The sequence below is a fragment of the Pseudomonas sp. TE3644 genome (genome assembly GCF_056278815.1).
Map to the genome: position 1 here is coordinate 6,757,869 of NZ_JBWBQF010000001.1, position 23,446 is coordinate 6,781,314.

Below are 23,446 nucleotides of genomic sequence, written 5' to 3' on the forward strand. Positions count from 1 at the left end.
GGCAGCGGCTACAGATGATTGCCTTTGGCCATTAAAGTTGCCTCCCGCCACGCCGATCTTCGCCAAGGCCACTCCCGGCGTTGAAAAAGGAACGGCCTGTGCTCATCGCGTTAGGACTCATCGGTATCCTGCTCTCGGTCTTCGGCGGCTATGCGCTGTCGGGCGGCAGCCTGGGGCCGCTGTACCAGCCCACCGAAATGCTCATGATCGGCGGTGCCGCCGTAGGGGCCTTTGTCGCCGCCAACAACGGCAAGGCGATCAAGGCCACGCTCACCATTGTGCCCCGCCTCAAGCGCAGCACCCGGTATGACAAGGCGCTGTACCTGGAGGTCATGGGCCTGCTCTATCACCTGCTGGGCAAGGCCCGTCGCGAGGGCATGCTGGCGGTGGAGCGCGACATTGATGCCCCCGACCAGAGTTCGCTGTTCAGCGAGTATCCGGCGGTGCTCGACGACCCGCTGATCCTGACCTTCATCACCGACTACTTGCGGCTGATCCTCAGCGGCCAGATGCAGGCGCACGAACTTGACGAGCTGATGCTGCACGAGATCGAAGGCTTCGAGCATGACGCGCACATTCCCGCCGATGCCTTGTACAAGGTCAGCGACGCACTGCCGGCATTTGGCATCGTCGCGGCGGTGATGGGCGTGGTCAAGGCGCTGAGCGCAGTCAATGTCGGCCCGGACCTGATGGGTGAGATGATCGCCCATGCGTTGGTCGGCACCTTCCTGGGCATCTACCTGGCCTACGGGGTGATCGCCCCCCTGGCCAGCCGCATCGACCGGCAAGTGGCCGAGTCGGTGAAGATGCTGCAGTGCATGCGCATGACCCTGCTGGCCAGCCAGCAGGGCATGGCGCCGATGCTGGCGGTCGAATTCGGTCGCAAGGCCCTGCACCTGGGTGAACGCCCCTCGGCCCTGGAACTGGAAAGCTACCTGCGCGGCACGCCGGTTGGCGCGGCGGCCCTGGGATGAGCGACCGGCCGATCATCATCCGGCGGCGCAAGAGCGCCGGCCATGGTCACCACGGTGGCGCCTGGAAAATCGCCTTCGCCGACTTCATGACGGCGCTGATGGCTCTGTTCCTGGTGCTGTGGGTGTTGTCCAACGCCAGCAAATCGCAGAAAAACGCCGTGGCCGACTACTTCAGCACGCCGTTGCTCAGCGCCATCAACCGCAGCCAGAACCCGATCCCGGGCGGCACACCGGCCCTGGCCTACAAGGAAACCTCGCTCAACCCCATCGAGTTGCCGGCACGGCCGTTGTCGGACGAAGAGTTCAAGCGTCTGGAAGCACTGCGCCAGCGCCTGCGCCATGTGATTCAACTCAACCCCGCGCTGAAGGATCTGAACAAGCAGATCCTCATGGAGCTGACCCCCGAAGGCCTGAACCTGCAACTGATCGACAGCGAGCAGCGGCCCATGTTCGAGCTGGGCAGCGCAAGGGTGGCGCCGTACATGCGCACGCTGTTGCGCACCATCGCGCCGGTGCTCAACGAGTTGCCCAACAGCGTGCAGATCAGTGGGCACACCGATGCTCACCCGTACGCCGGTGGCGAGGCCGGCTACAGCAACTGGGAGCTGTCGGCGGACCGCGCCAAGGCGTCGCGGCTCGAATTGGTGGGCGGTGGGCTGGATTCGGACAAGCTGCTGCGTATCTCCGGCATGGCCGATCGCATTCCCACGCGCAATACCGAGCCTGCGGATGCCGCCAACCGGCGCATCGAAATCACCGTGCTCGATAGCCAGGTGGCGCAGAAAATCCTCAGCCGCAACGAATGACCGTAGCCGCTGCCGCCAGGCTGCGCTGGCCGGTGTGAACCCTGGAGATGTTCAGTGGGGCATAGGGCCAGCGCAGCCTGGCGGCAGCGGCTACGTGACGAGTGGGTGATTGCCTTAAATGAGGGGCGATTGTGGGTGTGTTCCGTCGATTGGCGCGGCAGGCGCCTGCGCAAAATACCGCCCTTATCACCAGCCGATGAACCGCCATGGCGGAAGACACTAGCAACGAAGACAAAACAGAATCGGCGTCAGCGCGCAGGATCGAGAAGGCTCGTGAACAGGGCCAAGTGGTGCGCTCGCGTGAACTCAATACGTTTCTGGTGCTGATCACCGGCGTCGCCGCCCTGTGGGGTGGTGGCGGCTGGTTTTATGGGCAGTTGTGCCAGTTGCTGGAGCACGGCCTGCTGTTCGAACGCGCCCAGGCCTTCGACAGCACACGCATGACCCAGGCCGCCCTGGGCCTTGCCCAGTTGGGGCTGATGACGGTGATGCCGTTCCTGCTGATCCTGGCCCTGGCGGGTGTGGCGGCGTCGATGATGCTGGGCGGGCTGGTGATTACCCTGCAGGCGCTGGCGCCGAATTTCTCGCGCATGAACCCCATCACCGGCCTGGGCCGCATGTTTTCCCTGCAGGCACTGACCGACCTGGGCAAAGCTTTGGCCAAAGCCTTTCTGGTCGGCTGCGTGGCGGTGTTGTTCCTCAAGAGCCACGCCAACCTGCTGCTGGACCTGACCGGCATGCCCGTGGAACTGGCACTGGCCACGGCCATGGGCCTAGTGGCCAAGGCCTGCGCGCTGGTGGTCGGTTCGCTGGTGCTGGTGGTGGGCCTGGACGTGCCGTTCCAGTTCTACACCTATTACAAAAAGCTGCGCATGACCCGAGAAGAAGTGCGCCAGGAACACAAGGACACCGACGGCGACCCGCACATCAAGGCACGTATCCGCCGCCAGCAACAGCTGATGGCCCGTTCGCGAATGATGAGCAAGGTGCCCAAGGCCGACGTAATCATCACCAACCCCACCCACTACGCCGTGGCCCTGGCCTACCAGGACAAGATGTCGGCGCCGCGGGTGATCGCCAAGGGCGCCGACGAAGTGGCGCTGCGCATCCGCGAGCTGGGCGAGGAGCACCGCATCCCCATGCTCGAAGCCCCGGCGCTGGCCCGTGCCCTGTACTTCCACGTGGACATCGACCGCGAGATCCCCGGCACCCTCTACACCGCCGTGGCCGAGGTGCTGGCCTGGGCCATGCGCCTCAAGCGCGTCACTGAATCCGGCGGCCTGGTGCCGCCCAAACCGAAGAACCTGCTGGTACCCGCCGGCATGGATCAGCCTGGCCCGCTGGGGGCCACCGCCGAGGAAACACCGAACCCATGAACGCCATGACCAACCTGCTGGGTCCCGATTCCTGGCTGGCCAAGGCCGACCTGAAACTGCTGGCCGGCCCCGTGCTGATTGTCATGATCCTGTCGATGATGATCCTGCCGCTGCCGCCGTTCGTGCTCGACCTGCTGTTCACCTTCAATATCGCCCTGGCGATCATGGTGCTGCTGGTCAGCATGTTCACCGAGAAGCCGCTGGATTTCTCGGCGTTCCCGGCGGTGCTGCTGTTCACTACCTTGCTGCGCCTGTCGCTGAACGTGGCGTCGACCCGCGTGGTACTGATGGAAGGCCATCAGGGCCCGGACGCGGCAGGCAGGGTGATCGAGGCGTTCGGCGAGTTTCTGGTGGGCGGCAACTTCGCCGTGGGCATGGCGCTATTCCTGATCCTGGTAATCATCAACTTCATGGTGATCACCAAGGGAGCCGGGCGTATCGCCGAAGTGGGCGCACGCTTCACCCTGGACTCCATGCCCGGCAAGCAGATGGCCATCGACGCCGACCTCAACGCTGGCCTGATCGGCGAACCGGAAGCGCGCAAGCGCCGTCGCGAAGTGGCCCAGGAGGCCGATTTCTACGGCTCCATGGACGGTGCCAGCAAGTTCGTGCGCGGTGACGCCATGGCCGGTCTGGTGATCATGGGCGTCAACGTGGTAGGCGGTCTGATCATCGGCATGCTGCAACACGGCATGGCCTTCGCCGACGCTGCCCATACCTACACCATGCTGACCATCGGCGACGGCCTGGTGGCGCAGATTCCCGGCCTGGTGATCTCCATTGCCGCCGGTGTCACTGTGTCCCGCGTCAACACCGAGGAAGACGTGGGCCAGCAAATGATCGGACAACTGTTCATCCGTCCGCAGGTGCTGATCCTCACCGCTGGCGTCATCGGCTTGCTGGGCCTGGTGCCGGGCATGCCCAACCTGGTGTTCCTGTTGTTCACCGCATTGCTGGGCGGCCTGGGCTGGTGGCTGCGCAAGCGCGACCTGCAACAGGCAGCAACCCCCGAAGAACAAGTGGTGCCCAAGGCTGCCTCGCAAAGTTCGGAAGCCAGCTGGGACGATGTGAGCCTGGTGGACACCCTGGCGCTGACCGTGGGCCATCGCCTGATCCCACTGGTGGACAGCCGCCAGCAGGGCGAGATGCTGGTACGCATCAAGAGCGTGCGCAAGAAATTCGCCCAGGATGTGGGTTTCCTGCCGCCCGTGGTGCGGGTGCGCGACAAGGTCGACATGCTGGCCAACACCTACGTCATCAGCCTCAACGGCGTGGAGGTGGGGCGCGGTGAACTGTTCCCCGGCAAGTGGCTGGCGATCAACCCCGGGCAGGTCACCGGCAAGCTGGAAGGCGAGGTCATCGTCGACCCGGCTTTCGGCCTGCCGGCCATCTGGATCGAGCCTAACATGCGCGAGCACGGGCAGATCTTCGGCTACACCGTGGTTGACGCCAGCACCGTGGCCGCCACGCATCTCAATCACCTGCTGTACCTGCACGCCAAGGACATGCTCGGGCGTGGCGAAGTGCAGAAGCTGCTCGACAAGCTGAGCAAGGACAATAAGGCGCTGGTGGAAGAAGTGGTGCCCAAATTGATCTCCCTTGGCACCCTGCAGCGCATCCTGCAAAACCTGCTGGAGGAAGAAGTTTCGATCCGCGACCTGCGCAGCATTCTCGATGCCCTGGCTGAATTCGTCACCGCGCAACCTGAAGCCGATGTGCAGGACATGACCGCCGTGGTGCGCGTGGCCCTGGGCCGGGCGATCACCCAGCAATGGTTCCCCAACCAGACCGAGCTGCACGCCATCGGCCTGGGCTCCAACCTTGAGCAGGTGCTGCTGCAGGCCGTCACCAGCGGCGGCGCCCTGGAGCCGAGCCTGGCCGACAACCTGATGCAGCAGACCGAAATCGCCCTGGCGCGCCAGGAAGTCAGCAATCACCCGGCCGTGGTGGTGGTGCCCAGCAAATTGCGGCCGCTGCTGGCGCGGTTCCTGCGCCGGCGTTTGCGGCAGTTGGTGGTGATGTCCTTGTCAGAGATTCCGGAAGGCCGGACCTTGCGTATAACCAGCCTGATCGGCGGAGGTAATTGATGGGCGTGCAGCGATTCGTCGGGGCCAACAGCCGTGAAGCCATGCACCAGGTGCGCCTGGTGCTGGGCGAAGATGCGCTGATTCTGTCCAGCCGCAGCGTGGAGCAGGGCGTGGAGATAATGGCCGTGGCCGACGGCGAACCAGCCCCGGTCAGCCCCCGCCGCGCTGCGGCGGCCTATGCCCGGCAATCCCCGGAAGCTTTAGGCAACCCTCACCGGCCTCATCGCGAGCAAGCTTTGCTCCCACAGGTGCACCATTCTGGTGTGGCAGACACTGTGGGAGCAAAGCTTGCTCGCGAGAGGCCGGAACAGACAACGCCCATGCCCGAGGCACCACTGCCCGCGAGCGACTTCGCTGCCTTGAGCGAACTGCTGCGCGGCGAAATGGCGCAGATGCGTCAACTGCTTCAGCATCAGCAACCCACCCCCTCCGACGGCCCGCGCAAGGCCCTGCTCAGCGACCTGCTGGCCAGCGGCTTCAGCCACTGCCTGAGTCAGGAACTGCTGGACGCGACGCCCACCTTGCCCGCCCTCGACGAAACCGGCCGCGCCACGTGGCTAGCCGAGCGCCTGGCTGCGCGCATGTCGGTACTCGCCGACGACGGCCCTCTGTTGGAAGAAGGCGGCGTGATTGCCCTGATAGGCCCCACCGGTGTGGGCAAGACCACTACCACCGCCAAGCTGGCGGCGCGTTTCGTCATGCGCCATGGTGCTGGCGACCTGGCCTTGGTGACCACCGACAGCTTCCGTATCGGCGCCCATGAACAGCTGCGCATCTACGCCCAGTTGCTGGGCGGCGAAGTGCACGCCCTGGGCGCCGAGGACGACATCGAGCAGTTGCTGACGCGCCTCACCGACAAGCGCCTGGTGATCATCGACACCGTGGGCATGAGCCAGCGCGACCAGCGCCTGCTGGCGCAGATCAAGCGCCTGGCCAACGGCGACAGCCTGGTGCGGCTGATGCTGGTGCTCAATGCCGCCAGCCACGGCGACACCCTGGACGAGGTGGTGGAAACTTACCGGCGCGCCGCCTTGAGCGCCGGCACCACGTTGCGTGACTGCATCATCAGCAAATGCGACGAGGCCCCGCGCCTGGGGCCGGTGCTGGATGTGCTGATCCGTCACGACCTGCGCCTGAACTACACCTCCACAGGCCAGCAGGTGCCCGAGGATTTGCACCTGCCTGAAGCCGAGGCGTTGCTGGGCCAGGCCCTGAGGCGGGAAAAACCCTCCCTGTACGGCGCTATCCCGTCGGCCACTGCCGGTAAGGGGCAGCAGCTCGATACGCTGGCTCGCAGTGTACTCGCTCACGGTCGCCTGCTGGGCACGTTGCGGGCCAGCCTGCACCGGCAGATCGACGATTTCGCCTTGCTGGAGAGCGCCTGGCACATGGCTGAACTGCCCCCTGCCGATCAGACCTTGGCGCTGGCAGACCTGCTGGCCAGGGCGCCGTTTGCCGTTGTCATTGGTCGTCAGGTGCTGTGGGGCGCAGAGCGGCCGGTAGTGGGTGCTACCTGGAAGATGCCGGTGCTCAGCTTCGCCGCCGATGGCAGCCTGGGCATCCGCCCCTGGCTGGTCCATCAATTGCCGATAGGCGCCCGCCAGCGGCTGGACTGGAGCGACGTCACGTTGCAAGCCAGCGGCCATGTGTGGGCTGCCATGCCGGGGCGTGAGCTGTTGCAGGTGCTGCAACAGGGCGACAAACCCTGGCTGGCCGGCGCCCAGCGGGGTCAGCGGGTACTCCACGGCGGTCAGTCCTGGAGCCTGGCGCAATTGGCCGAGCACGCACAGGTTCATGATGCCCGGGGGCTGCGCCAGCGCGGGCGCTGGGTGAAGTTCGAGCTCAGCCGGTTGACCGTCAGTTTGCCTGCCAACCCCGAACAACCCGTGCGTGCCTGGTTCGGCACCTTGCGCCATTGCGACAGCGACCAAGTGCTGGGCCAGCGCTACTGGTTGGCGGACGGCTCTGATACGCCAGCGCAACAGGCGGCCACCCTGGCGCGGTTGCAGGCGTGCGAGTCACTGCCCGCCCTGACCTTGCGCGCCTGGAACATCCTGGGCGAACGCCATGGCCCGCTCAATGCCGACCTGCGCCTGTTCCTCGCCTGTGCTCTGGCGGCGTGCGCCTGCCACCTCGACCAGGTCGAGGCGCCATGGGGTGTGGCGGTACGCCAACAGCTGTTGGAACTGTCCGGCAAGCGCCGCACGTGCAGCCCATTGCTGTTGCTCGAAAGTTTGCTGCACATGCTGACCACCCGCGCCGCCATGGCCCGGCTGGCCCATGACTGACCAGGCTCAGGGCCTGCGGCGCTGGGCCGAACGCCAGGCATTGCAGACGCTGGTGGTGGTTGGCCCGGCCACCGTCTGCGGCCTGGCCATGGCCACCCTGCAACGCTGGGCGGCTGTGGGCCACGGGTGGGTAGGCGATGCGTCGCGTTGGCGGGTACTGACGGTCGAAGCGGGTGCCGCACAGGTGCTCGACCTGGCGGGTCAGCACCCGCGTTGGGGCCTGTGGCTGGGCGCGGGGGACGAGGATTGCCGTCTGGCGTACGTGGCGCTGCGGCGGCTGTCCCAATCCGGTGGGCCGCAACGCTTTGTGCTGTTGCATGACGCCTGCGCAACCCGTCCCGATCAGGTCGAAAACCTGCGCCGCGCTGCCGCCCGATTCCTGGGAATTCAGCTGCTGATAGTGGCAGAAAGCCTGCCTGCAAAGGCCGTGACCGCAGTGTGCCCAGATAGTTCAATTGACCGAAAAGCCACCAATCGCGACGGCTATTCCGCCCTTACCCACGCGGGGTAAGCAGTAATAATGCCCCCGCCCCATGACCCGCCAGCCACGCCATGACCCGCGTGAGGCACGGCATGCCCTCAGTTTCCTCATCACACCAGGCCTGCAGGATGTACACAGCTCAGGGAAAACTAAAATCAAGCGAGTTGCTGGAACAGTACCTGCCTCTGGTGCGCCGGCACGCCCTTGAGTTGAAAACCAGGGTACCGGCCAATGTCGACCTGGACGATCTGGTGCAGGCTGGCAGCATCGGCCTGCTGGACGCCCTGGCCCGTTATGACACCGACCAGGGCGCTACCTTCGGCACCTTCGCTTCCCAGCGCATCCGCGGCGCCATGATCGACGAACTGCGCAGCCGCGACTGGGCGCCGCGCAGCGTGCGGCGCAACGCCCGGGCGCTGAAGGGCACCATCCGCCGCCTGGAGCAGGCCCTGGGTCGCCCGGCCGAAGAGCGCGAAATCGCCGACGCCATGGAGCTTTCGCTGGAGCAATACCGCCAGTTGCTGCTGGATATCAACGGCTGCCAACTGATGCCTATCGAAGAGCTGGGCGAAGACGATTCCAGCGGTATCAGTACCGGTTACGGCGCTTCACCCTTTGTCGAACTGATGCAGGAGCGTAATCGCGATCGCTTCATCAAGGCGCTGGATGCATTGCCCGAGCGTGAGCGGTTGTTGCTGGCGCTGTACTACCAGGAAAAACTCAACTTCAAGGAAATCGGCGCGGTGATCGGTGTCAGCGAGTCGCGGGTGTGCCAACTGCACAGCCAGGCCGTCTCGCGCCTGCGGGACGCATTGGCTGATTAAAACGGCTATCTGTAGCCGCTGCCGCAGGGTGCGCTGGCCCTGCGCCTCGCTGAACATTTTCAGGGTTCACACCGGCCAGCGCAGCCTGGCGGCAGCGGCTACGGCCGGTTGTGGCTATGCGGTGTGGGCCAGGCAGTGCTTCAGCGCTGAGCTGGATATGCCCGGCGTGCGCGGCAGGTAGCGCACTTCGCACAACGACCTCAGCGTATCGAAGTGCCCCCTCCAATCATCGCCCATGCCGAACACCGACACGCCCAGGCGGCGGATGTCGTCGGCTTTCTGCGCCCAGCAGGTTTCCGCCAGGGTCATGTCCACGCATTTTAGCGAGCGTACGATATCCAGGCGGTCGGCGAAGGGGATCACCGTCTGCTTGCCCTTGAGTAGATTGAACTCGTCGGTGGACACCCCCACGATCAGCTTGTCGCCCAGTGCCCGCAGGTTGCGCAAAAGGTTCAGGTGACCAATGTGGAACAGGTCGAAGGTGCCGTAGGTGATGATCACGCGGCTCATGCTGGCAGCACCGTGTCGAGGGCTGCGCGGGCTTGCAGCAGCAGGCTGTCATCGGGGCGATGGACCAGTGCGTGGCCGGCGAGGGCGTGTGCCTTAGGCAAGTGGCCGCTTTCGATGTGCGAGTAGATGCGCGACACCGCGTAGCACTCGGTCAGCAAGGAAAAACCGCACAGGTTCTTGGCGGCGATCACGGTGTCGAACTGGGCGTCGGGGGTGCGCCAGTCACCGTACACGGCAGTCAGCCAGGTGTCGGCGTCGCGCAGTTGCCACAGCGGTTTGCCGGCGGGGCTCTGGCCCTTGTCCAGGTGCAGGGTGGGGTAGCGGGTCTGGCGGTGCCATTCGAGCTGGCCGTCCTTGACCCAGAACCCGGTGCAGGTATTGCCGTCGCCATCGACGACGAAACCCGACAGGTCCAGGGACACCTTGTGCACCGGGTGGTAGAACGCCTTGGGGTTGGTCAGCCGGTGCGAGCCCACCGGTTCCACCCAGCCGCGCCGAATCAGGCAGTGGGTGGCGCGCTCCATTTCACAGTGCGGCAGGCCGAAGTCGATGTCCTTGTCGAAGGGCAGCAATCCGCCCTCACGGGTCAGGCCCAGCAGGGTGCCGTAGGCGGCGAAGGCGTGCACGCCCGCCTGGAACAGTGCCGTCAATGTATCCCACAGCAGCTGTTCCACCTGGGGTTTGTTGAAATCGCTGCGCGGCTTTTTCACCGAGGATTTGATCGGATGCTTCAGGCGCAGGGCCAGGGCCTGGCGGTAATGATCCAGCGCTTCGGGCAGGCGGGTCTGATGATGACGGATCACGCCCATCACCAGGTGCGCGGAGGTGCTCTCGGGGGCCAGCGCCAAGGCGCGCTCCAACAGGCCTTGGGCGCGGTCGCTGTTTTCTTGCTGGTTGTAGATCTCGCCCAGTTTTACCAGCACCTGCACCTGGTCAGGGTCCAGTTCCAGCGCACGTTCCAATAGCGGTCGGGCTTCGGCGGTTTGTTTCTGCTTGCTCAGCAGCAGGCCCAGGTCTGCGTGCAACCGGGCATTGCGCGGCGCCAGGGGCAGGGCCTGGCGGAAGCTGGCGATGGCCTCGTCGGTACGCTGGTTCTTTAGCAGCGCACGGCCGCTGTTGATGTAGGCGTTGGCGGCCTCTTCGGTTTTGTTGCGCAAGGGTGTGCGAGCGGTGCGAGACATGATGAACCCCGGATGAATGGCTGAACGTGCGCGCCCTTACCACGGCGCAGGGCTGTACTCGGCGGTGAGGGTGAAGCTGGTTTCTTCAAGGCTCACCGCTGGCAGGTAGTGACGGGCACGCAGGTAGCGCGCCGCTTGACCTTGGTCGATGCCGGCCAGCAGGCGGTAGGCCAGGTCGTGCAAGCCATAGGCGGTGTCCAGGACGAAGGCCAGCTTCAGCCGGCGCTGTGGCGGTAGCTGCGCAAGCCGCGACGGGGTGGGGATGAACAGGGCCTGCACCGACTGCAACTGGGTGGCACGTGGCTCGGTCAGTTGCAGCTCGGCGGGGAACTGGCTCAGGTGCGCGGGGGCATGGAAGCGATGGAACTGCAGGCCATGCTCGGCCAGTCGCTGGCACAGTGGGCCGAACTCAAAGTCGCTGGCGTGAGGGTTGAGCATGCACACGCTGACCTGGGCCAGCAGCAGTTGGTCCAATACTGCCGGGCCATGGTGAAGGATGTTCAGGGTGTCGTGACGATCATCCAGCACCAGCCAGTCCAGGGCCTTGAGGCCTTGCAGGTCGTCGAGCCGGGCGCTGCGCAGGGGCAGGCGCGCCAGTACCTGGGCGCCGCGTTGCAGCGGTGCGGGCACCGGCACCAGGGGCTGCGGGGCGCGGCTGCTGCTGTGGTGCGGGTCGAGGCAGGCGTGCAGAGTCAGCGGGTTACCATCGCCCAAGGCGACGCCGTTGATCATTTGCAGCTCGGGGTGTTCACCCAGGGGCGAGCCGTGCAGCAGGCTGGCCGGGTCGAACACGATGACGCTCAGGGCGTCCAGGGCCATCAGGTCGGCGAAGTCCGGGCGGCTGGCCAGGCTGGCGCCATGATCGAGGGTGATCAGCCGGCCCTGGAAGTTCCAGTTGAAGGGGGTCGCCGTCATGGTCCGATGGTCCCGATAGAATTTGGGTCGAATGACTAGGGTAGGGCCCGTAGGCCCCAGGCGATGCGCCAAGAACAGGCCCGCGGCGGGGCCTGTTCCGGCGATCACGCTTATTGCAGCAGGGACAGCATTTGTTGCGGGGTGGAGTTGGCCTGGGCCAATACCGAGGTACCTGCCTGTTGCAGGATTTGCGCGCTGGTCATGGCCGATACTTCAGTGGCGTAGTCCACGTCTTCAATGCCCGAACGTGCCGAGGTCAGGTTGGTTTCGGTGGTGGAGATGTTGGAGATCGCCGAGTCGAACCGGTTCTGCACCGCACCCAGGTCCGAACGCATGGAGTCAACGGTGTTCAGTGCCGAGTCCAGGGTGGTCAGGGTGTTGGTGGACTTCTGGGTCACTTCGTTGTCGGTGTCGATGCTTACCGAAACAGTGGCAGTGGAACCGCTGCCGGTGACGGTCACGTCGGCCGCGTAGTAAGTGGCGGTCGAACCGCTGCCCACTTGCAGGAAGTAGTCGCCGTCTTCGTCCTGTACCAGGGTGCCGCCGGTGCTGCCGCTGCCGCCGTAGGTGATGGTATTGCCGGACTTGTCGGTGATGGTGGTGTTGGTGCTCGACAGCGACATGGAGGTGCCGGCTTCGTCTTCTACGGTTGCCGCAGTGGTGGAGCCGTCGTAGCCGTTGACGTTGAAACCGCTCAGGCCCAGGGTGGAGCTGTTGATTTCGCTCAGCTTGATGTCGATGGTCTCGCCATCGTTGGCGCCGACCTGGATGGTGATGGTCTGGTCGGAGTCCAGCACGCTCACGCCGTTGAATGCGGTTTGCGAGGAGATACGGTCGATCTCGTCCAGACGCTGGGTGATTTCATCCTGGATCGACTGCAGGTCGGACTGCGAGTTGGTGCCGTTGGCGGCCTGCACCGACAGCTCACGGATACGCTGCAAGTTGTCGTTCACTTCGTCCAGCGCGCCTTCAGTGGTCTGCGCCAGGGAGATGCCGTCGCTGGCGTTGCTGCTGGCCTGGTCCAGGCCGGTGATCTGCGAGCTCATGCGGTTGGCAATGGCTTCACCGGCGGCGTCGTCGGAGGCGCTGTTGATTTTCAGACCAGAAGACAGGCGCTCGATGGAGGTGCTCAGGGAGCTTTCCGAGGAGCTCAGGTTCTTCTGAGCGATCATGGACGTGATGTTGGTATTAATGACGGACATGCTGCACTTCCTTCTGTGTAGGGGTCTGGAACCCAGGGTTTGAGCGGCTTTGGCCTAACCCCTGGGTTTTAACCGCGAAGATCGGCACCACCCCTTCCACCTTTAGAAACCCACGAAATTTTTTTCTGCCACCGCCCTGTAGCCGCTGCCGCCAGGCTGCGCTGGCCCTTGTGTGCGCTGGAGATCTTCGGTGAGGCACGCGGCCAGCGCAGCCTGGCGGCAGCGGCTACAGGGCGTAGGGGCTTCGTCGCTGGATTTCGATAGGGAAAAGCCCTGTGTTAACGGATTTGAATGCGCCACGCGCACGTTATAAATCCGCACGCCGCTGTTCACTTCCCGGAGCCTGTGATGAATCCCTCGACCCTGATCGGCCTGTTGTCTGGCCTGGTCCTGCTGGCCTTGCTGTTGCTGTTTTCGGCCGAGCACCCGCTGATGTTCGTCGACCTGCCGAGCCTAGGCATCGTGGTGATCGGCACCTTTGCCGCTACCTGCCTGAGCTACCCGCTGAGCGAGGTGCGCCGGGTGGTGGGCCTGTTCGCCACGGTGATCCGCAAGGAGCCGGTGCACGCCCACGACGACATCGAACAACTGGTGAGCATGGCCCGGTTGTGGCTGGACGATGACTTGCGCGCAGTGGAGAAGGAGCTGGAAAACACCCGCAACCCCTTCCTGCGCTCGGGCGTGCAACTGGTGATCGACAAGACCCCGGAAGCCGAGATCATCGAGCTGCTGCAATGGCGCATTGTGCGCATGCGCGCCAAGGAGCGCGCCGAGGCCCAGCTGTTCCGGGTCATGGCCAGCTACGCACCGGCGTTTGGCATGCTTGGCACCCTGGTGGGGCTGGTGAACCTGATGTTCGTGCTGGGCGACGGCAACATGGTCACTATCGGCCATCAGATGTCGGTGGGCCTGATGACCACCCTGTACGGGGTATTGCTGGCCAACCTGGCACTCAAGCCAGTGGCGGTAAAGCTCGAGCGCCGTACTGAACAGCGCGTGTTGCTGATGAACATGGTGATCCAGGGCATTTCGATGATGTGCAACAAGCGCAGCCCCGGGCTGATCCGCGAGACCCTGAGCACCTTTGTCACGCACCACCCGGACGAGATCCGCGAGGACCTGCGCATCACCCCGCGCCTGGGCGAGAGCGGCCAGCCATGAGCCGGCCACTGGAAGCGCTGGGGCGGATGAGCGCCGAGGGCGACGACGACAGTTGGATGATGACTTACCTGGACATGATGACCCTGCTGCTGGTGGTGACCATGGCGATGCTGGCCATTACCACGCGCTTGCATAGCACTGCGCCGTCGGCCCCAGCGCCTCTGCCGTTCATGGGCCAGGGCCTGCTGCCCCATGGGCTGGCGCTGTTGGGGCGGCCGCAGGTGGTCAAGCCGGTGGTGGCCACCGTCGCAGCCCCTGAGCCGCCCCAGCCTGCACCGCCGCCATTGCCAACAGCCGATGACATCGCGAAAAAGCTGGGCATCGACGCGCTGGGCAAGGACATTCAGGTGGATATTTCGCAGAAGACCGTCAGCTTTCGCCTGAGCAGCGAGTTGCTGTTCGAATCCGGCCAGGCGGACCTCAGCCAGGCCGGCATCGGCGCCTTGCAGCAATTGCTGCCGGTGTTGGGCAAGAACAGCCAGCCGATCCTGGTGGAAGGCCACACCGACGCCGAGAAAATCCAGAGCCCGCGTTTTCCGTCCAACTGGGAACTGTCCAGCGCCCGCGCCGCCAGCGTGGTGCGCTACCTGCAGGGCAACGGCGTGGATGGTCAGCGGCTGCGCGCCGTGGGTTTCGGCGACACCCATCCGCTGGGCGACAACGCCACGCTGGCCGGGCGTGCGGAAAACCGCCGGGTGGAAGTGGTACTGGAGGCGGTGCCTAGCCCGCCGTCATCAGTGGCCGTGGCTGCGGCCCACATGTGAATGCTCAGCTTCCGGCGCGGTGACGGCCCCGGTTACCTCCAGGCGCTGGAGAATGCCGCACTGATCGTTGTCGCCCACGGTGCCGCAGCGCTGGCGCAGTTCCAGCAGCTGCGCCTGCAAGGCCACCAGGCCGTCGATGCGCGCGCGTACGTGGTGGATGTGCTCGTCGATCAGGGCGTTGACGCTTTCGCACTGGTCCTGGGGGCTGTCGCGCAGGGTCAGCAGGCTGCGGATTTCGTCCAGGGTCATGTCCAGGGTGCGGCAGTTGCGGATGAAGGTCAGCCGCTCCACGTGGGCCTGGGTGTAGAGCCGGTAATTGCCGTCGGTGCGGGCCGGGGGCGGCAGTAGTTGCTCGCGCTCGTAGTAGCGGATCGTCTCTACCTGGCAGTCGGTGGCCTTGGCCAGTTCGCCGATTTTCATCAGTGCGCCCTCCAAAGGTGCTTGACCCTATAGTGGCTACAGGGTGTTCACTTGGCAACAGGCACTTTCACGGACCTGACCAATGAGCCAGCCAACCCACGGCCACAAGCATGAACACGATCATGACCATATGCATGCCGCCATTCGCGGCCATGCCCATGGCGGCGGCTGCTGCGCCAGCGAGGCGCCGGCCACCGTGCGCCTGGGCGCCAAGGCCAGCGCCGATGCGCGCCTGAGCCGCTTTCGTATCGAGCAGATGGACTGCCCCACCGAGCAGACGCTGATCCAGAACCGCCTGGCCAAGCTGGCCGGTGTCGAGGCGCTGGAGTTCAACCTGATCAACCGGGTGTTGGGCGTTCGTCATGCGTTGGCAGGCGATGAGGCGATTATCGAGGCTATCGCCGGGTTGGGCATGAGTGCTGAGCCGCTGGATGGGCTGGCAGCTGCCGAGAAAGCGGCCCCTGCACGCAAACCCTGGTGGCCGCTGGCCCTGTCCGGCGTCGCGGCGGTGGCTTCGGAAGTGGCGCATTTCAGCGGCCAGGCGCCGACCTGGCTGATCGCCGGGCTGGCCTTGCTGGCGATTCTCAGTGGCGGCCTGGACACCTACAAAAAGGGCTGGATTGCCCTGAAAAACCGCAACCTGAACATCAACGCGCTGATGAGCATCGCGGTCACCGGTGCCGTGCTGATTGGCCAATGGCCGGAAGCGGCCATGGTGATGTTCCTGTTTACCGTGGCCGAACTGATCGAGGCACGCTCGCTGAGCCGTGCGCGCAATGCCATTGGCGGGCTGCTGCAATTGACGCCTGAACGCGCCACGGTGCAGCAGGCCGACGGGCAATGGCGTGAACAAGAGGCTGGGGAGATTGCCTTGGGCGCGATCGTGCGGGTGCGTCCTGGTGAACGTATCGCCCTTGATGGTGAGGTGGTTTCGGGGCAATCGAGCATCGACCAGGCGGCGATCACCGGCGAAAGTCTGCCGGTGGAGAAAGCAGCCGGCGACAAGGTATTTGCCGGCACCATCAACCAGGCCGGCTCGCTCGAATACCGAGTGACCGCACTGGCCGACAATTCCACCTTGGCCCGTATCATCCATGCCGTAGAGCAGGCCCAGAGCGCGCGGGCACCGACCCAGCGTTTTGTGGATAACTTTTCCCGCATCTATACACCTGCCGTTTTCGCCCTGGCGTTGGCCGTGGCGGTGCTGCCGCCGCTGTTCACGGCCGGCACCTGGTTCGACTGGATCTACCGGGCGCTGGTGTTGCTGGTGGTCGCCTGTCCCTGTGCGTTGGTGATTTCCACGCCAGTGACCATCGTCAGCGGTCTGGCTGCCGCGGCGCGAAAGGGCATCCTGATCAAGGGCGGGGTGTTTCTGGAAGGCGGGCACAAGCTCGACTTCCTGGCGCTGGACAAGACCGGCACCCTGACCCACGGCAAGCCGGTGCAGACCGACTTCGTGCCGCTGGCTCCGGCCCATGCCCGCACGGCCGAGCAGATCGCCGCCAGCTTGGCGGCGCGCTCTGACCACCCCGTGTCTCAGGCCATCGCCCGGCCGGCGCTGGAGGCAGGTGAAGCGCTGCTTGAGGTGACTGATTTCCACGCCCTGGCCGGGCGCGGGGTGCGCGGCAGCGTCAATGGCCAGGTCTACCATTTGGGCAATCATCGCCTGGTGGAAGAGCTGGGCCTGTGCTCGCCAAAGTTGGAAGCACAACTGGACACCCTGGAACGCCAGGGCAAAAGCGTGGTGCTGCTGCTCGATGCCACAGGCCCGCTGGCCTTCTTCGCCGTGGCCGACACCCTCAAGGACAGCAGCCGCCAGGCCATCGAAGAGCTGCATGCCCTGGGCATCAAGACCCTCATGCTGACTGGCGATAATCCCCACACTGCCCAGGCCATCGCTGCCCAGGTAGGCATCGACCAGGCTCGCGGCAACCTGATGCCTGCCGACAAGTTGCAGGCCATTGAAGACCTGTATGCCCAAGGCCATCGCGTGGGCATGGTGGGTGACGGCATTAACGACGCCCCGGCCCTGGCCCGCGCTGAACTGGGTTTCGCCATGGCCGCCGCCGGCACCGACACCGCCATCGAGACCGCCGACGTGGCGCTGATGGACGACGACTTGCGGAAAATCCCGGCGTTCGTGAGGCTCTCGCGCCAGACCAGGGCGGTACTGATGCAGAACATCGTGCTGGCGCTGGTGATCAAGGCGGTCTTTTTGGCGATGACCTTCGCCGGGGTGGCGACGATGTGGATGGCGGTGTTCGCCGATATGGGCGTCAGCCTGTTGGTGGTCTTCAACGGTTTGAGGCTGTTACGCAAGTGAAGGCGGTCCCACATCGGGATGGCGTCAGAGTTCTGTAGAGAGCCGTTCGATCTGCTCGTGGCGGTCGGCCTGGCTCAGGCGCGGCTGGGGGTTGAGCGAGGACCACTGCGGGTGCGCCCGCGCCTTGCCCAGCGCTTCGGGCAACTTGCCTTCGCGCCAGCCCTTGTCCTGGGGGGCGCCCAGTTCGATGCTGCCCATGGCGGCGTGGCCACGGGCGTCCAGCGCTTGCAGTAATTGGCGCTGGCGCAGGGCAAGCAGGCGCAGCACGTTGTCGTCCACGGTCAGTTCACGCTGGCCTTTGAGCTTGCCCATCAGCCGGCTGCCGTAGCCTCGCGCAGTCTGCAAGGCGCCACCGGCGATGGCCCCGGCCAATGCCGCCAGGCCAAGGGTGATACCGCCGACCAGCAGGTCCACACCCGCACCGGCTGCGGCTCCTGCGGCAATCCCGCTGCCCACCTTGACCCCCAGTTGCTTGAGGGTTTCAGGGTTGAACAGGTCATCCCCCCAGCGTCCATCCAGCAGCGGCAGGTCGCTGGCGGCGGCGTCTTCCAGGCGAAATGCGTAGAGCTTGAGTAGCGCCTGCACGCATTTCTGTTCACGCTGGCGCACCGCGTCGCGCAGGGCGCTGATTGACGCCTCCACGCCATCGCTCGCCACGCTGCGGCGGCAGGCGGCGCAGTCGATCAACAGTTCGGCGATCAGGCGCAATGCCTGTTGTTGCCGCATCAAGCGTTGCTGCCGCTGGTCTTCGATCAGGCGTTGCAGGCTGGGGCGGGCATGTTCCAGCAGCAAGGCCAGGCTTTCGTACAGGCGCCGCTCGCCGTCTTCGGGCGGTGCCACGCTGTCGAAGCGCACCAGCGCGTGCAGGCCCAGGCGCGCCAGGGCTTCGCGCCACTGCTCTTCGCGGTGGCCGGGGCTGGCGACGAAGTTGAGCACCGGCAGCAGCGGCTTGCCGCAGGCATTGAGTACTTCCAGCTCGTCGCGGTACTTGGCCAGCACCGGCTCGCGGGCGTCGATCACGTACAGCCCGGCGTCGCTGGCCAACAGTTGGCGCAGCACCTTGGCTTCCTGTTCGAAGCGTTGGCGTGCCTCGCTGCCTTGCAGGAAGCGCTCGATGCGGGCCGGGCCGTCGAGGCGTTCGCCGGGGCGATCCAGGCGTTCCAGGTAGTCGAGCAGGGCGATGGCGTCTTCCAGGCCGGGGGTGTCGTAGAGCTCAAGCAATGCTTCGCCGTCCACCGACAGCCGCGCGCCTTCGACATGGCGGGTGGTGCTGGGCCGGTGCGAAACTTCGCCGAAGCCCACGTCGCGAGTGAGGGTGCGCAGCAGCGAGGTCTTGCCGACGTTGGTGTGGCCGACCACGGCCAGCTTAAGAGGCTTGGTCATTGCCGGTCTCCAGCCAAATGAGGGGCAGCGCTTCGACCACGTCCAGGCCCAGGGTGGCGAGGGCTTGTTGCCAGTCGGCCAGGCGGTGGGCGTCCAGTTGCTGGCCGGCGGGCGCGGGGAGCAGCCAGATGCGCGTGTGCCCGGCACTGCGCGCCAGTTCCGCGATCAGCCCCAGGCTGCCGCGGTCGGGCGAGCGGCGCGGGTCGCAGGCGATGGCCAGGCGGGCGGCGGGGTAGCGGGCCAGTTGGTCGAGCAGACGGCGACGGGATTCGCGACTGTCGAGGATGCCGCCGTCGGCTACCGAGGCGGGCAAGCGGGGTGGCCATGGTTGCTGGTCGTCCAGTTCCAGGCCCACCAGCAGCGCGCCGTCGGCCTGTGTGGCTGCCAGGGGTGAGGCCACCTCATGCAGCGCGGCCGGGGCGCTGTCGTTGACGCCCAGGCGTTCGCTGCTGGGCATCAAGCGTTCGCGCAGGTCGCCATACAGGCTCAGATCCAGTTGCAGCTGACGACGGCCCAGGCGCCAGCGCAGCCAGCAGCCCACCGCCAGCAGCAGGCGCGGGACGATGCCGAACACCAGCAGCACGCCCACCAGCCAGCCGGCCCAGGCCTGACGGGCGCCATCGATCGCCAGGGCGCTGTCGCCGCTGGCGCGGATGGTGTCGACGTCCGGCACGCTGAAGCCCAGCAGCGCGGGCAGGGTGCCCAGGCCGCGGGTCATGGCGATGAAAGTGTCGGGGCCCAAAATCGTGGTTTCCCAGACGAAGCCGTAGCGCCGGGTGGCCAGCAGCAACAGCAGGATCACCAGCGCGCTGGTCAGGGCCAGCAGCCACAGGCCGTTGACCAAGGCGCCGAGCAGCCAGCGGTTTAGGCGGCGGCGTTGCAGCAGCAACACCAGCGCCGGCCCCAGGTGCACGGCGTTGGCGTCACGGGCCAGGCGCGCGCTGAGCCACATCCACAGGCGCCCCAGGCTGGCGCTGTGTTCGCCGGCCAGCAGCAGGCCGCAGGCCCAGCTCAGCAACAAGATCCAGTTCAGGCCCAGCAGGCTGCCCAAGGCCCAGAAGACATTCACAGGGCCGGTGCCCAGTGCCGCGAACGCCAGGCCCGCGCCGCTGATGATCACCAGCACGGCCAGCAGCATCACGCTCAGGCGCGCGCCCTGTTTCCAGTGGCGCAGGGCCGGCAGCAGGCCGTCGCGTTCGGCCAGCCAGGCGGCCCGGTGTTGAATGCGGGCCGTCAGGTCGCCGCCCTGTTGGCGGGCGCGGCGGTTGGCCTCCTGATCGTCCAGGGGGCCAGTGTGTTCTTCGCGCAGGCGAATGGCTTCGGTGAGCCAGAGAGTGTCCAGTGCTGTCACGCCACCATCCATTGATCAAACCAACCCAGAGCATAACCCAGCGAAGCCTCGGGCTCTGCTATCCTCGCGGCATGAAAAACACACTCCCCCTCAGCCTGATCGCGGCGCTCGCCGAGAACCGCGTCATCGGCATCGACAACAGCATGCCCTGGCACCTGCCGGGTGATTTCAAATACTTCAAGGCCACCACCCTGGGCAAGCCGATCATCATGGGTCGCAAGACCTGGGATTCGCTGGGCCGGCCGCTGCCGGGGCGCCTTAATATCGTGGTCAGCCGTCAAGCCGATCTGGTGCTGGAGGGGGCGGAGGTTTATCCGTCGCTGGAGGCTGCCATCGTCCGCGCTGAGGCCTGGGCGCTGGAGAATGGCGCCGATGAGCTGATGCTGATCGGGGGCGCGCAGTTGTATGCGCAGGGGCTGGACCTGGCGGATCGCCTGTACCTGACCCGCGTGGCGGCGAGCCCGGCGGGGGATGCGTGGTTCCCCGAGTACGATGAGAGCCAGTGGTTGCTGGCCTCCAACACCGAAAGCCCGGCCGTGGGCGATGCCCCGGCGTATGCCTTCGAAGTCTGGGACCGCCGATAAAACTTTCCCGGAACAACTGTGGGAGCGGGCTCTGCCCGCGAAAGCTTCACCCTGAGCAGTCAGATACTGCGCGGTGCGCTTTTCGCGGGCAGAGCCCGCTCCCACGAAGGTGGATGAATCAGCGGTGCGCCAGCTCCGCGTGCTCATCGGCATCCAGCAGCGTCCGGTCGGTCTGCTGCAACACCTGGCTGGCGATGGTGCCCGCCGTCATCGAACCACTGACGTTCAACGCCGTGCGGCCCATGTCGATCAGCGGCTCCACCGAAATCAGCAACGCCACCAGCGACACCGGCAAACCCATGGCGGGCAGCACGATCAGCGCGGCAAAGGTCGCGCCGCCGCCGACACCGGCCACGCCGGCCGAGCTCAGGGTGACGATGGCCACCAGGGTGGCGATCCACATCGGGTCCAGCGGGTTGATGCCCACGGTAGGGGCGACCATCACTGCCAGCATCGCCGGGTACAGGCCCGCGCAACCGTTCTGGCCGATGGTGGCGCCGAACGAGGCGGCAAAGCTGGCGATCGACTGCGGGATGCCCAGGCGCTGGGTCTGCGCTTCGATGCTCAGCGGGATGGTGGCGGCGCTGGAGCGGCTGGTGAAGGCAAACGTCAGCACCGGCCACACCTTGCGGAAGAAGCGCAGCGGGTTGACCCCGGCGGTGCTCAGCAGCACGCCGTGGACCATGAACATCAGCGTCAGGCCGATATAGGACACCAGCACGAAGCTGCCCAGCTTGAGGATGTCCTGCAGGTTGGAACTGGCGACCACCTTGGCCATCAGCGCCAGCACGCCATAGGGCGTCAACTTCATCACCAGGCGTACCAGGCGGGTGACCCAGGCTTGCAGCGTCTCGATGGCGCTGACCACTTTCGCGCCTTTTTCGGCGTCATCCTTGAGCAGTTGCAGGGCGGCCACACCCAGGAAGGCAGCGAAGATCACCACACTGATGATCGACGTCGGCTTGGCCCGGGCCAGGTCGGCCACTGGGTTCTGCGGCACGAACGACAGCAGCAGCTGCGGGATATTGAGGTCGTTGACCTTGCCCACGTAATCGCTCTGGATCGCTTGCATGCGCGCCAGTTCCTGGGTGCCGGCCACCAGGCCCTCGGCGGTCAGGCCGAACAGGTTGCTCAGGCCCACGCCGATCAGCGCCGCAATGGCGGTGGTGAACAGCAGCACGCCGATGGTCAGGAAGCTGATCTTGCCCAGCGACGAGGCGTTGTGCAGGCGGGCCACGGCGCTGAGGATGGAGGCGAAGATCAGCGGCATCACGATCATCTGCAGCAACTGCACATAGCCGTTGCCCACCAGGTCCAGCCAGCTGATGGTGGTCTTGAGCAGCGGGTTGCCTTGGCCGTAGACCAGGTGCAGGGCACTGCCGAACAGCACGCCCAGCAGCAGGCCGATCAGGACCTTTTTCGCCAGGCTGAATTGATTGCGGCCGGTTTGCGCCAGGCCCAGCAGCAACGCCAGGAACACCAGCAGGTTAAGTAGCAGGGGCAGATTCATTGAAGCTCCAGGTGAAAGATTTCCAGGCTGCTGCGCCTCTAAGGGGCGCTGGCCAACCACAAACTCTAACATCCTGAATTTTCTGTTATTTATACCGAGATCGAATGTCGATAGTCGTTTCTGGAATAAGCAGTGGTCGCGCACGGATAAACCCATGACGCGATCCGGCCCCTGGCGGTCGCGTTCAAGCGTGTTTTGTCATGAGCATTTGCTACGGTCCATCGGATCTTACTGGGGAGCATCAATGATGAAGCCACTGCGTAATCTGCTTGCCGTCACCCTGGGCCTGGCGCTGGCCAGCCCGGGCTTCGCCGCCACCGAGCTCAAGCATTGGCCGGCGGCACAGGCCAAACAGCTCGACGCGATGATTGCCGCCAATGCCCACAAGGGCAATTACGCGGTGTTTGACATGGACAACACCAGCTACCGCTACGACCTGGAAGAGTCGCTGCTGCCGTACCTGGAAAACAAGGGCGTACTGACCCGCGAGAAGCTTGACCCGTCGCTGAAACTGATCCCGTTCAAGGACACCGCCGAGCACAAGGAAAGCCTGTTCAGTTATTACTACCGCCTGTGCGAAGTGGACGACATGGTCTGCTATCCGTGGGTGGCGCAGGTGTTCTCCGGCTTCACCCTCACCGAGCTCAAGGGCTACGTGGACGAGATGATGGCCTCCGGCAAGCCGGTGCCTGCCACCTATTTCGAAGGCGATGTGGTCAAGACCATGAACGTCGAGCCGCCCAAGGTGTTCACCGGCCAGACCGAGCTGTACAACAAGCTGATGGAAAACGGCATCGAGGTGTACGTGATGACGGCGGCCTCGGAGGAGTTGGTGCGCATGGTGGCGGCCGATCCCAAGTATGGCTACAACGTCAAACCGCAGAACGTGATTGGCGTCACCACCCTGTTGAAAGACCCCAAGACCGGCGAGCTGACCACGGCGCGCAAGCAGATCGGAGCCGGCAAGTATGATCCCAAGGCCAATATGGGCATGGTGCTGACCCCGTACCTGTGGACCCCGGCGACCTGGATGGCCGGCAAGCAGGCGGCGATCCTGACCTATATCGATCAGTGGAAGAAACCGGTGCTGGTGGGTGGCGACACACCGTCGAGCGACGGCTACATGCTGTTCCACAGTGTGGACGTGGCCAAGGGCGGGGTGCACTTGTGGGTGAACCGCAAGGCCAAGTACATGGACCAGTTGAACGGCATGATCAGCAAGAACGCGGCGGCGCAGGCCCAGGAAGGGTTGCCGGTGACGGCGGACAAGAATTGGGTGATTGTGAAGCCTGAAGAGATCCAGTAA

At 65.1% G+C, this 23,446-nt stretch carries 20 protein-coding genes; 12 read left to right on the forward strand and 8 right to left on the reverse strand.

Annotated features, from left to right (window positions below; all coding sequences use genetic code 11):
• The first annotated feature begins 98 nt into the window (after positions 1 to 98).
• From motA to ACZ9GA_RS30165, 7 genes are all read left to right on the forward strand, one after another.
• Positions 99 to 974 (forward strand): flagellar motor stator protein MotA, encoded by an 876-nt coding sequence (gene motA, locus ACZ9GA_RS30135; protein ID WP_457358573.1) that lies wholly within the window; start codon positions 99 to 101, stop codon positions 972 to 974.
• Positions 971 to 1,780: a flagellar motor protein MotB gene (gene motB / locus ACZ9GA_RS30140; RefSeq protein ID WP_457358571.1), complete on the forward strand. Its 810-nt coding sequence runs from the start codon at positions 971 to 973 to the stop codon at positions 1,778 to 1,780. The genes motA and motB overlap by 4 nt, the downstream gene beginning before the upstream one ends.
• Positions 1,781 to 1,986: 206 nt before the next feature.
• The gene (gene flhB, locus ACZ9GA_RS30145) at positions 1,987 to 3,156 is read left to right on the forward strand and encodes a flagellar biosynthesis protein FlhB (protein ID WP_457358569.1); all 1,170 of its coding nucleotides are present in this window, start codon (positions 1,987 to 1,989) and stop codon (positions 3,154 to 3,156) included.
• Complete coding sequence (gene flhA / locus ACZ9GA_RS30150; RefSeq protein WP_457358567.1) at positions 3,153 to 5,243, forward strand: flagellar biosynthesis protein FlhA; 2,091 nt, start codon at positions 3,153 to 3,155, stop codon at positions 5,241 to 5,243. The genes flhB and flhA overlap by 4 nt, the downstream gene beginning before the upstream one ends.
• The gene (gene flhF, locus ACZ9GA_RS30155; protein WP_457358565.1) at positions 5,243 to 7,531 is read left to right on the forward strand and encodes a flagellar biosynthesis protein FlhF; all 2,289 of its coding nucleotides are present in this window, start codon (positions 5,243 to 5,245) and stop codon (positions 7,529 to 7,531) included. The genes flhA and flhF overlap by 1 nt, the downstream gene beginning before the upstream one ends.
• On the forward strand, positions 7,524 to 8,042 hold the full coding sequence (locus ACZ9GA_RS30160) for a hypothetical protein (protein WP_457358563.1): 519 nt from the start codon (positions 7,524 to 7,526) through the stop codon (positions 8,040 to 8,042). Before flhF ends, ACZ9GA_RS30160 begins: the two co-directional genes overlap by 8 nt.
• 98 nt (positions 8,043 to 8,140) lie before the next feature.
• Positions 8,141 to 8,836, forward strand: coding sequence for an RNA polymerase sigma factor FliA (locus ACZ9GA_RS30165; protein WP_457358562.1), 696 nt, complete (start codon positions 8,141 to 8,143; stop codon positions 8,834 to 8,836).
• A gap of 114 nt (positions 8,837 to 8,950) precedes the next feature.
• Here ACZ9GA_RS30165 and ACZ9GA_RS30170 read toward each other — a convergent pair whose 3' ends face one another.
• The 4 genes from ACZ9GA_RS30170 to ACZ9GA_RS30185 form a co-directional block, all read right to left on the reverse strand.
• Positions 8,951 to 9,346, reverse strand: coding sequence for an adenylyltransferase/cytidyltransferase family protein (locus ACZ9GA_RS30170; RefSeq protein WP_457358560.1), 396 nt, complete (start codon positions 9,344 to 9,346; stop codon positions 8,951 to 8,953).
• A complete protein-coding gene (locus ACZ9GA_RS30175; RefSeq protein ID WP_457358558.1) occupies positions 9,343 to 10,527 on the reverse strand; it encodes a tetratricopeptide repeat protein in 1,185 nt (394 codons plus the stop codon). The genes ACZ9GA_RS30170 and ACZ9GA_RS30175 overlap by 4 nt, the downstream gene beginning before the upstream one ends.
• 36 nt (positions 10,528 to 10,563) lie before the next feature.
• Complete coding sequence (locus ACZ9GA_RS30180; RefSeq protein WP_457358556.1) at positions 10,564 to 11,442, reverse strand: hypothetical protein; 879 nt, start codon at positions 11,440 to 11,442, stop codon at positions 10,564 to 10,566.
• 110 nt (positions 11,443 to 11,552) lie between these two features.
• Positions 11,553 to 12,644: a FliC/FljB family flagellin gene (locus ACZ9GA_RS30185; RefSeq protein ID WP_457358554.1), complete on the reverse strand. Its 1,092-nt coding sequence runs from the start codon at positions 12,642 to 12,644 to the stop codon at positions 11,553 to 11,555.
• Between the two features lie 348 nt (positions 12,645 to 12,992).
• On the opposite strand from ACZ9GA_RS30185, the gene ACZ9GA_RS30190 reads away from it, so the two are divergent.
• The gene (locus ACZ9GA_RS30190) at positions 12,993 to 13,805 is read left to right on the forward strand and encodes a motility protein A (RefSeq protein ID WP_457358553.1); all 813 of its coding nucleotides are present in this window, start codon (positions 12,993 to 12,995) and stop codon (positions 13,803 to 13,805) included.
• The gene (locus ACZ9GA_RS30195) at positions 13,802 to 14,569 is read left to right on the forward strand and encodes an OmpA/MotB family protein (protein ID WP_457358551.1); all 768 of its coding nucleotides are present in this window, start codon (positions 13,802 to 13,804) and stop codon (positions 14,567 to 14,569) included. The genes ACZ9GA_RS30190 and ACZ9GA_RS30195 overlap by 4 nt, the downstream gene beginning before the upstream one ends.
• Here the strand turns inward: ACZ9GA_RS30195 and cadR are convergent.
• Entirely contained in the window at positions 14,540 to 14,989 is a 450-nt protein-coding gene (cadR, locus tag ACZ9GA_RS30200; RefSeq protein WP_027980136.1) for a Cd(II)/Pb(II)-responsive transcriptional regulator, read from the reverse strand. The two genes, ACZ9GA_RS30195 and cadR, sit on opposite strands and share 30 nt — an antisense overlap.
• A gap of 82 nt (positions 14,990 to 15,071) precedes the next feature.
• Between cadR and ACZ9GA_RS30205 the strand changes: the two genes are divergently transcribed.
• Positions 15,072 to 17,312 carry a heavy metal translocating P-type ATPase gene (locus ACZ9GA_RS30205; RefSeq protein ID WP_457358550.1) on the forward strand — a complete coding sequence of 747 codons (2,241 nt, stop codon included), beginning with the start codon at positions 15,072 to 15,074 and terminating at the stop codon, positions 17,310 to 17,312.
• Between the two features lie 24 nt (positions 17,313 to 17,336).
• Here ACZ9GA_RS30205 and ACZ9GA_RS30210 read toward each other — a convergent pair whose 3' ends face one another.
• Both ACZ9GA_RS30210 and ACZ9GA_RS30215 read right to left on the reverse strand, forming a co-directional pair.
• Positions 17,337 to 18,695: a DUF3482 domain-containing protein gene (locus ACZ9GA_RS30210; RefSeq protein ID WP_457358548.1), complete on the reverse strand. Its 1,359-nt coding sequence runs from the start codon at positions 18,693 to 18,695 to the stop codon at positions 17,337 to 17,339.
• Positions 18,679 to 20,046, reverse strand: a complete 1,368-nt coding sequence (locus tag ACZ9GA_RS30215; RefSeq protein ID WP_457358546.1) for a DUF2868 domain-containing protein — start codon at positions 20,044 to 20,046, stop codon at positions 18,679 to 18,681. Before ACZ9GA_RS30215 ends, ACZ9GA_RS30210 begins: the two co-directional genes overlap by 17 nt.
• A gap of 71 nt (positions 20,047 to 20,117) precedes the next feature.
• On the opposite strand from ACZ9GA_RS30215, the gene ACZ9GA_RS30220 reads away from it, so the two are divergent.
• Positions 20,118 to 20,630, forward strand: a complete 513-nt coding sequence (locus tag ACZ9GA_RS30220; protein WP_457358544.1) for a dihydrofolate reductase — start codon at positions 20,118 to 20,120, stop codon at positions 20,628 to 20,630.
• A 118-nt stretch (positions 20,631 to 20,748) separates the two neighbouring features.
• Here ACZ9GA_RS30220 and ACZ9GA_RS30225 read toward each other — a convergent pair whose 3' ends face one another.
• A complete protein-coding gene (locus ACZ9GA_RS30225) occupies positions 20,749 to 22,140 on the reverse strand; it encodes an L-cystine transporter (protein WP_457358542.1) in 1,392 nt (463 codons plus the stop codon).
• Between the two features lie 247 nt (positions 22,141 to 22,387).
• Here ACZ9GA_RS30225 and ACZ9GA_RS30230 point away from each other — a divergent pair, with 247 nt between their 5' ends.
• Positions 22,388 to 23,446 carry an HAD family hydrolase gene (locus tag ACZ9GA_RS30230; protein ID WP_457363621.1) on the forward strand — a complete coding sequence of 353 codons (1,059 nt, stop codon included), beginning with the start codon at positions 22,388 to 22,390 and terminating at the stop codon, positions 23,444 to 23,446.

What these genes read in the sequence shown, in the direction of transcription:
- ACZ9GA_RS30210 (WP_457358548.1), bottom strand. Translation starts at nt 18,695, where the DNA reads ATGACCAAGCCTCTTAAGCTGGCCGTGGTCGGCCACACCAACGTCGGC.
- ACZ9GA_RS30205 (WP_457358550.1), top strand. Translation starts at nt 15,072, where the DNA reads ATGAGCCAGCCAACCCACGGCCACAAGCATGAACACGATCATGACCAT.
- ACZ9GA_RS30175 (WP_457358558.1), bottom strand. Translation starts at nt 10,527, where the DNA reads ATGTCTCGCACCGCTCGCACACCCTTGCGCAACAAAACCGAAGAGGCC.
- ACZ9GA_RS30230 (WP_457363621.1), top strand. Translation starts at nt 22,388, where the DNA reads ATGAAGCCACTGCGTAATCTGCTTGCCGTCACCCTGGGCCTGGCGCTG.
- ACZ9GA_RS30225 (WP_457358542.1), bottom strand. Translation starts at nt 22,140, where the DNA reads ATGAATCTGCCCCTGCTACTTAACCTGCTGGTGTTCCTGGCGTTGCTG.
- ACZ9GA_RS30185 (WP_457358554.1), bottom strand. Translation starts at nt 12,644, where the DNA reads ATGTCCGTCATTAATACCAACATCACGTCCATGATCGCTCAGAAGAAC.
- ACZ9GA_RS30190 (WP_457358553.1), top strand. Translation starts at nt 12,993, where the DNA reads ATGAATCCCTCGACCCTGATCGGCCTGTTGTCTGGCCTGGTCCTGCTG.
- ACZ9GA_RS30180 (WP_457358556.1), bottom strand. Translation starts at nt 11,442, where the DNA reads ATGACGGCGACCCCCTTCAACTGGAACTTCCAGGGCCGGCTGATCACC.
- cadR (WP_027980136.1), bottom strand. Translation starts at nt 14,989, where the DNA reads ATGAAAATCGGCGAACTGGCCAAGGCCACCGACTGCCAGGTAGAGACG.
- ACZ9GA_RS30165 (WP_457358562.1), top strand. Translation starts at nt 8,141, where the DNA reads ATGTACACAGCTCAGGGAAAACTAAAATCAAGCGAGTTGCTGGAACAG.
- flhA (WP_457358567.1), top strand. Translation starts at nt 3,153, where the DNA reads ATGAACGCCATGACCAACCTGCTGGGTCCCGATTCCTGGCTGGCCAAG.
- ACZ9GA_RS30220 (WP_457358544.1), top strand. Translation starts at nt 20,118, where the DNA reads ATGAAAAACACACTCCCCCTCAGCCTGATCGCGGCGCTCGCCGAGAAC.
- flhF (WP_457358565.1), top strand. Translation starts at nt 5,243, where the DNA reads ATGGGCGTGCAGCGATTCGTCGGGGCCAACAGCCGTGAAGCCATGCAC.
- ACZ9GA_RS30170 (WP_457358560.1), bottom strand. Translation starts at nt 9,346, where the DNA reads ATGAGCCGCGTGATCATCACCTACGGCACCTTCGACCTGTTCCACATT.
- ACZ9GA_RS30160 (WP_457358563.1), top strand. Translation starts at nt 7,524, where the DNA reads ATGACTGACCAGGCTCAGGGCCTGCGGCGCTGGGCCGAACGCCAGGCA.
- motB (WP_457358571.1), top strand. Translation starts at nt 971, where the DNA reads ATGAGCGACCGGCCGATCATCATCCGGCGGCGCAAGAGCGCCGGCCAT.
- flhB (WP_457358569.1), top strand. Translation starts at nt 1,987, where the DNA reads ATGGCGGAAGACACTAGCAACGAAGACAAAACAGAATCGGCGTCAGCG.
- ACZ9GA_RS30195 (WP_457358551.1), top strand. Translation starts at nt 13,802, where the DNA reads ATGAGCCGGCCACTGGAAGCGCTGGGGCGGATGAGCGCCGAGGGCGAC.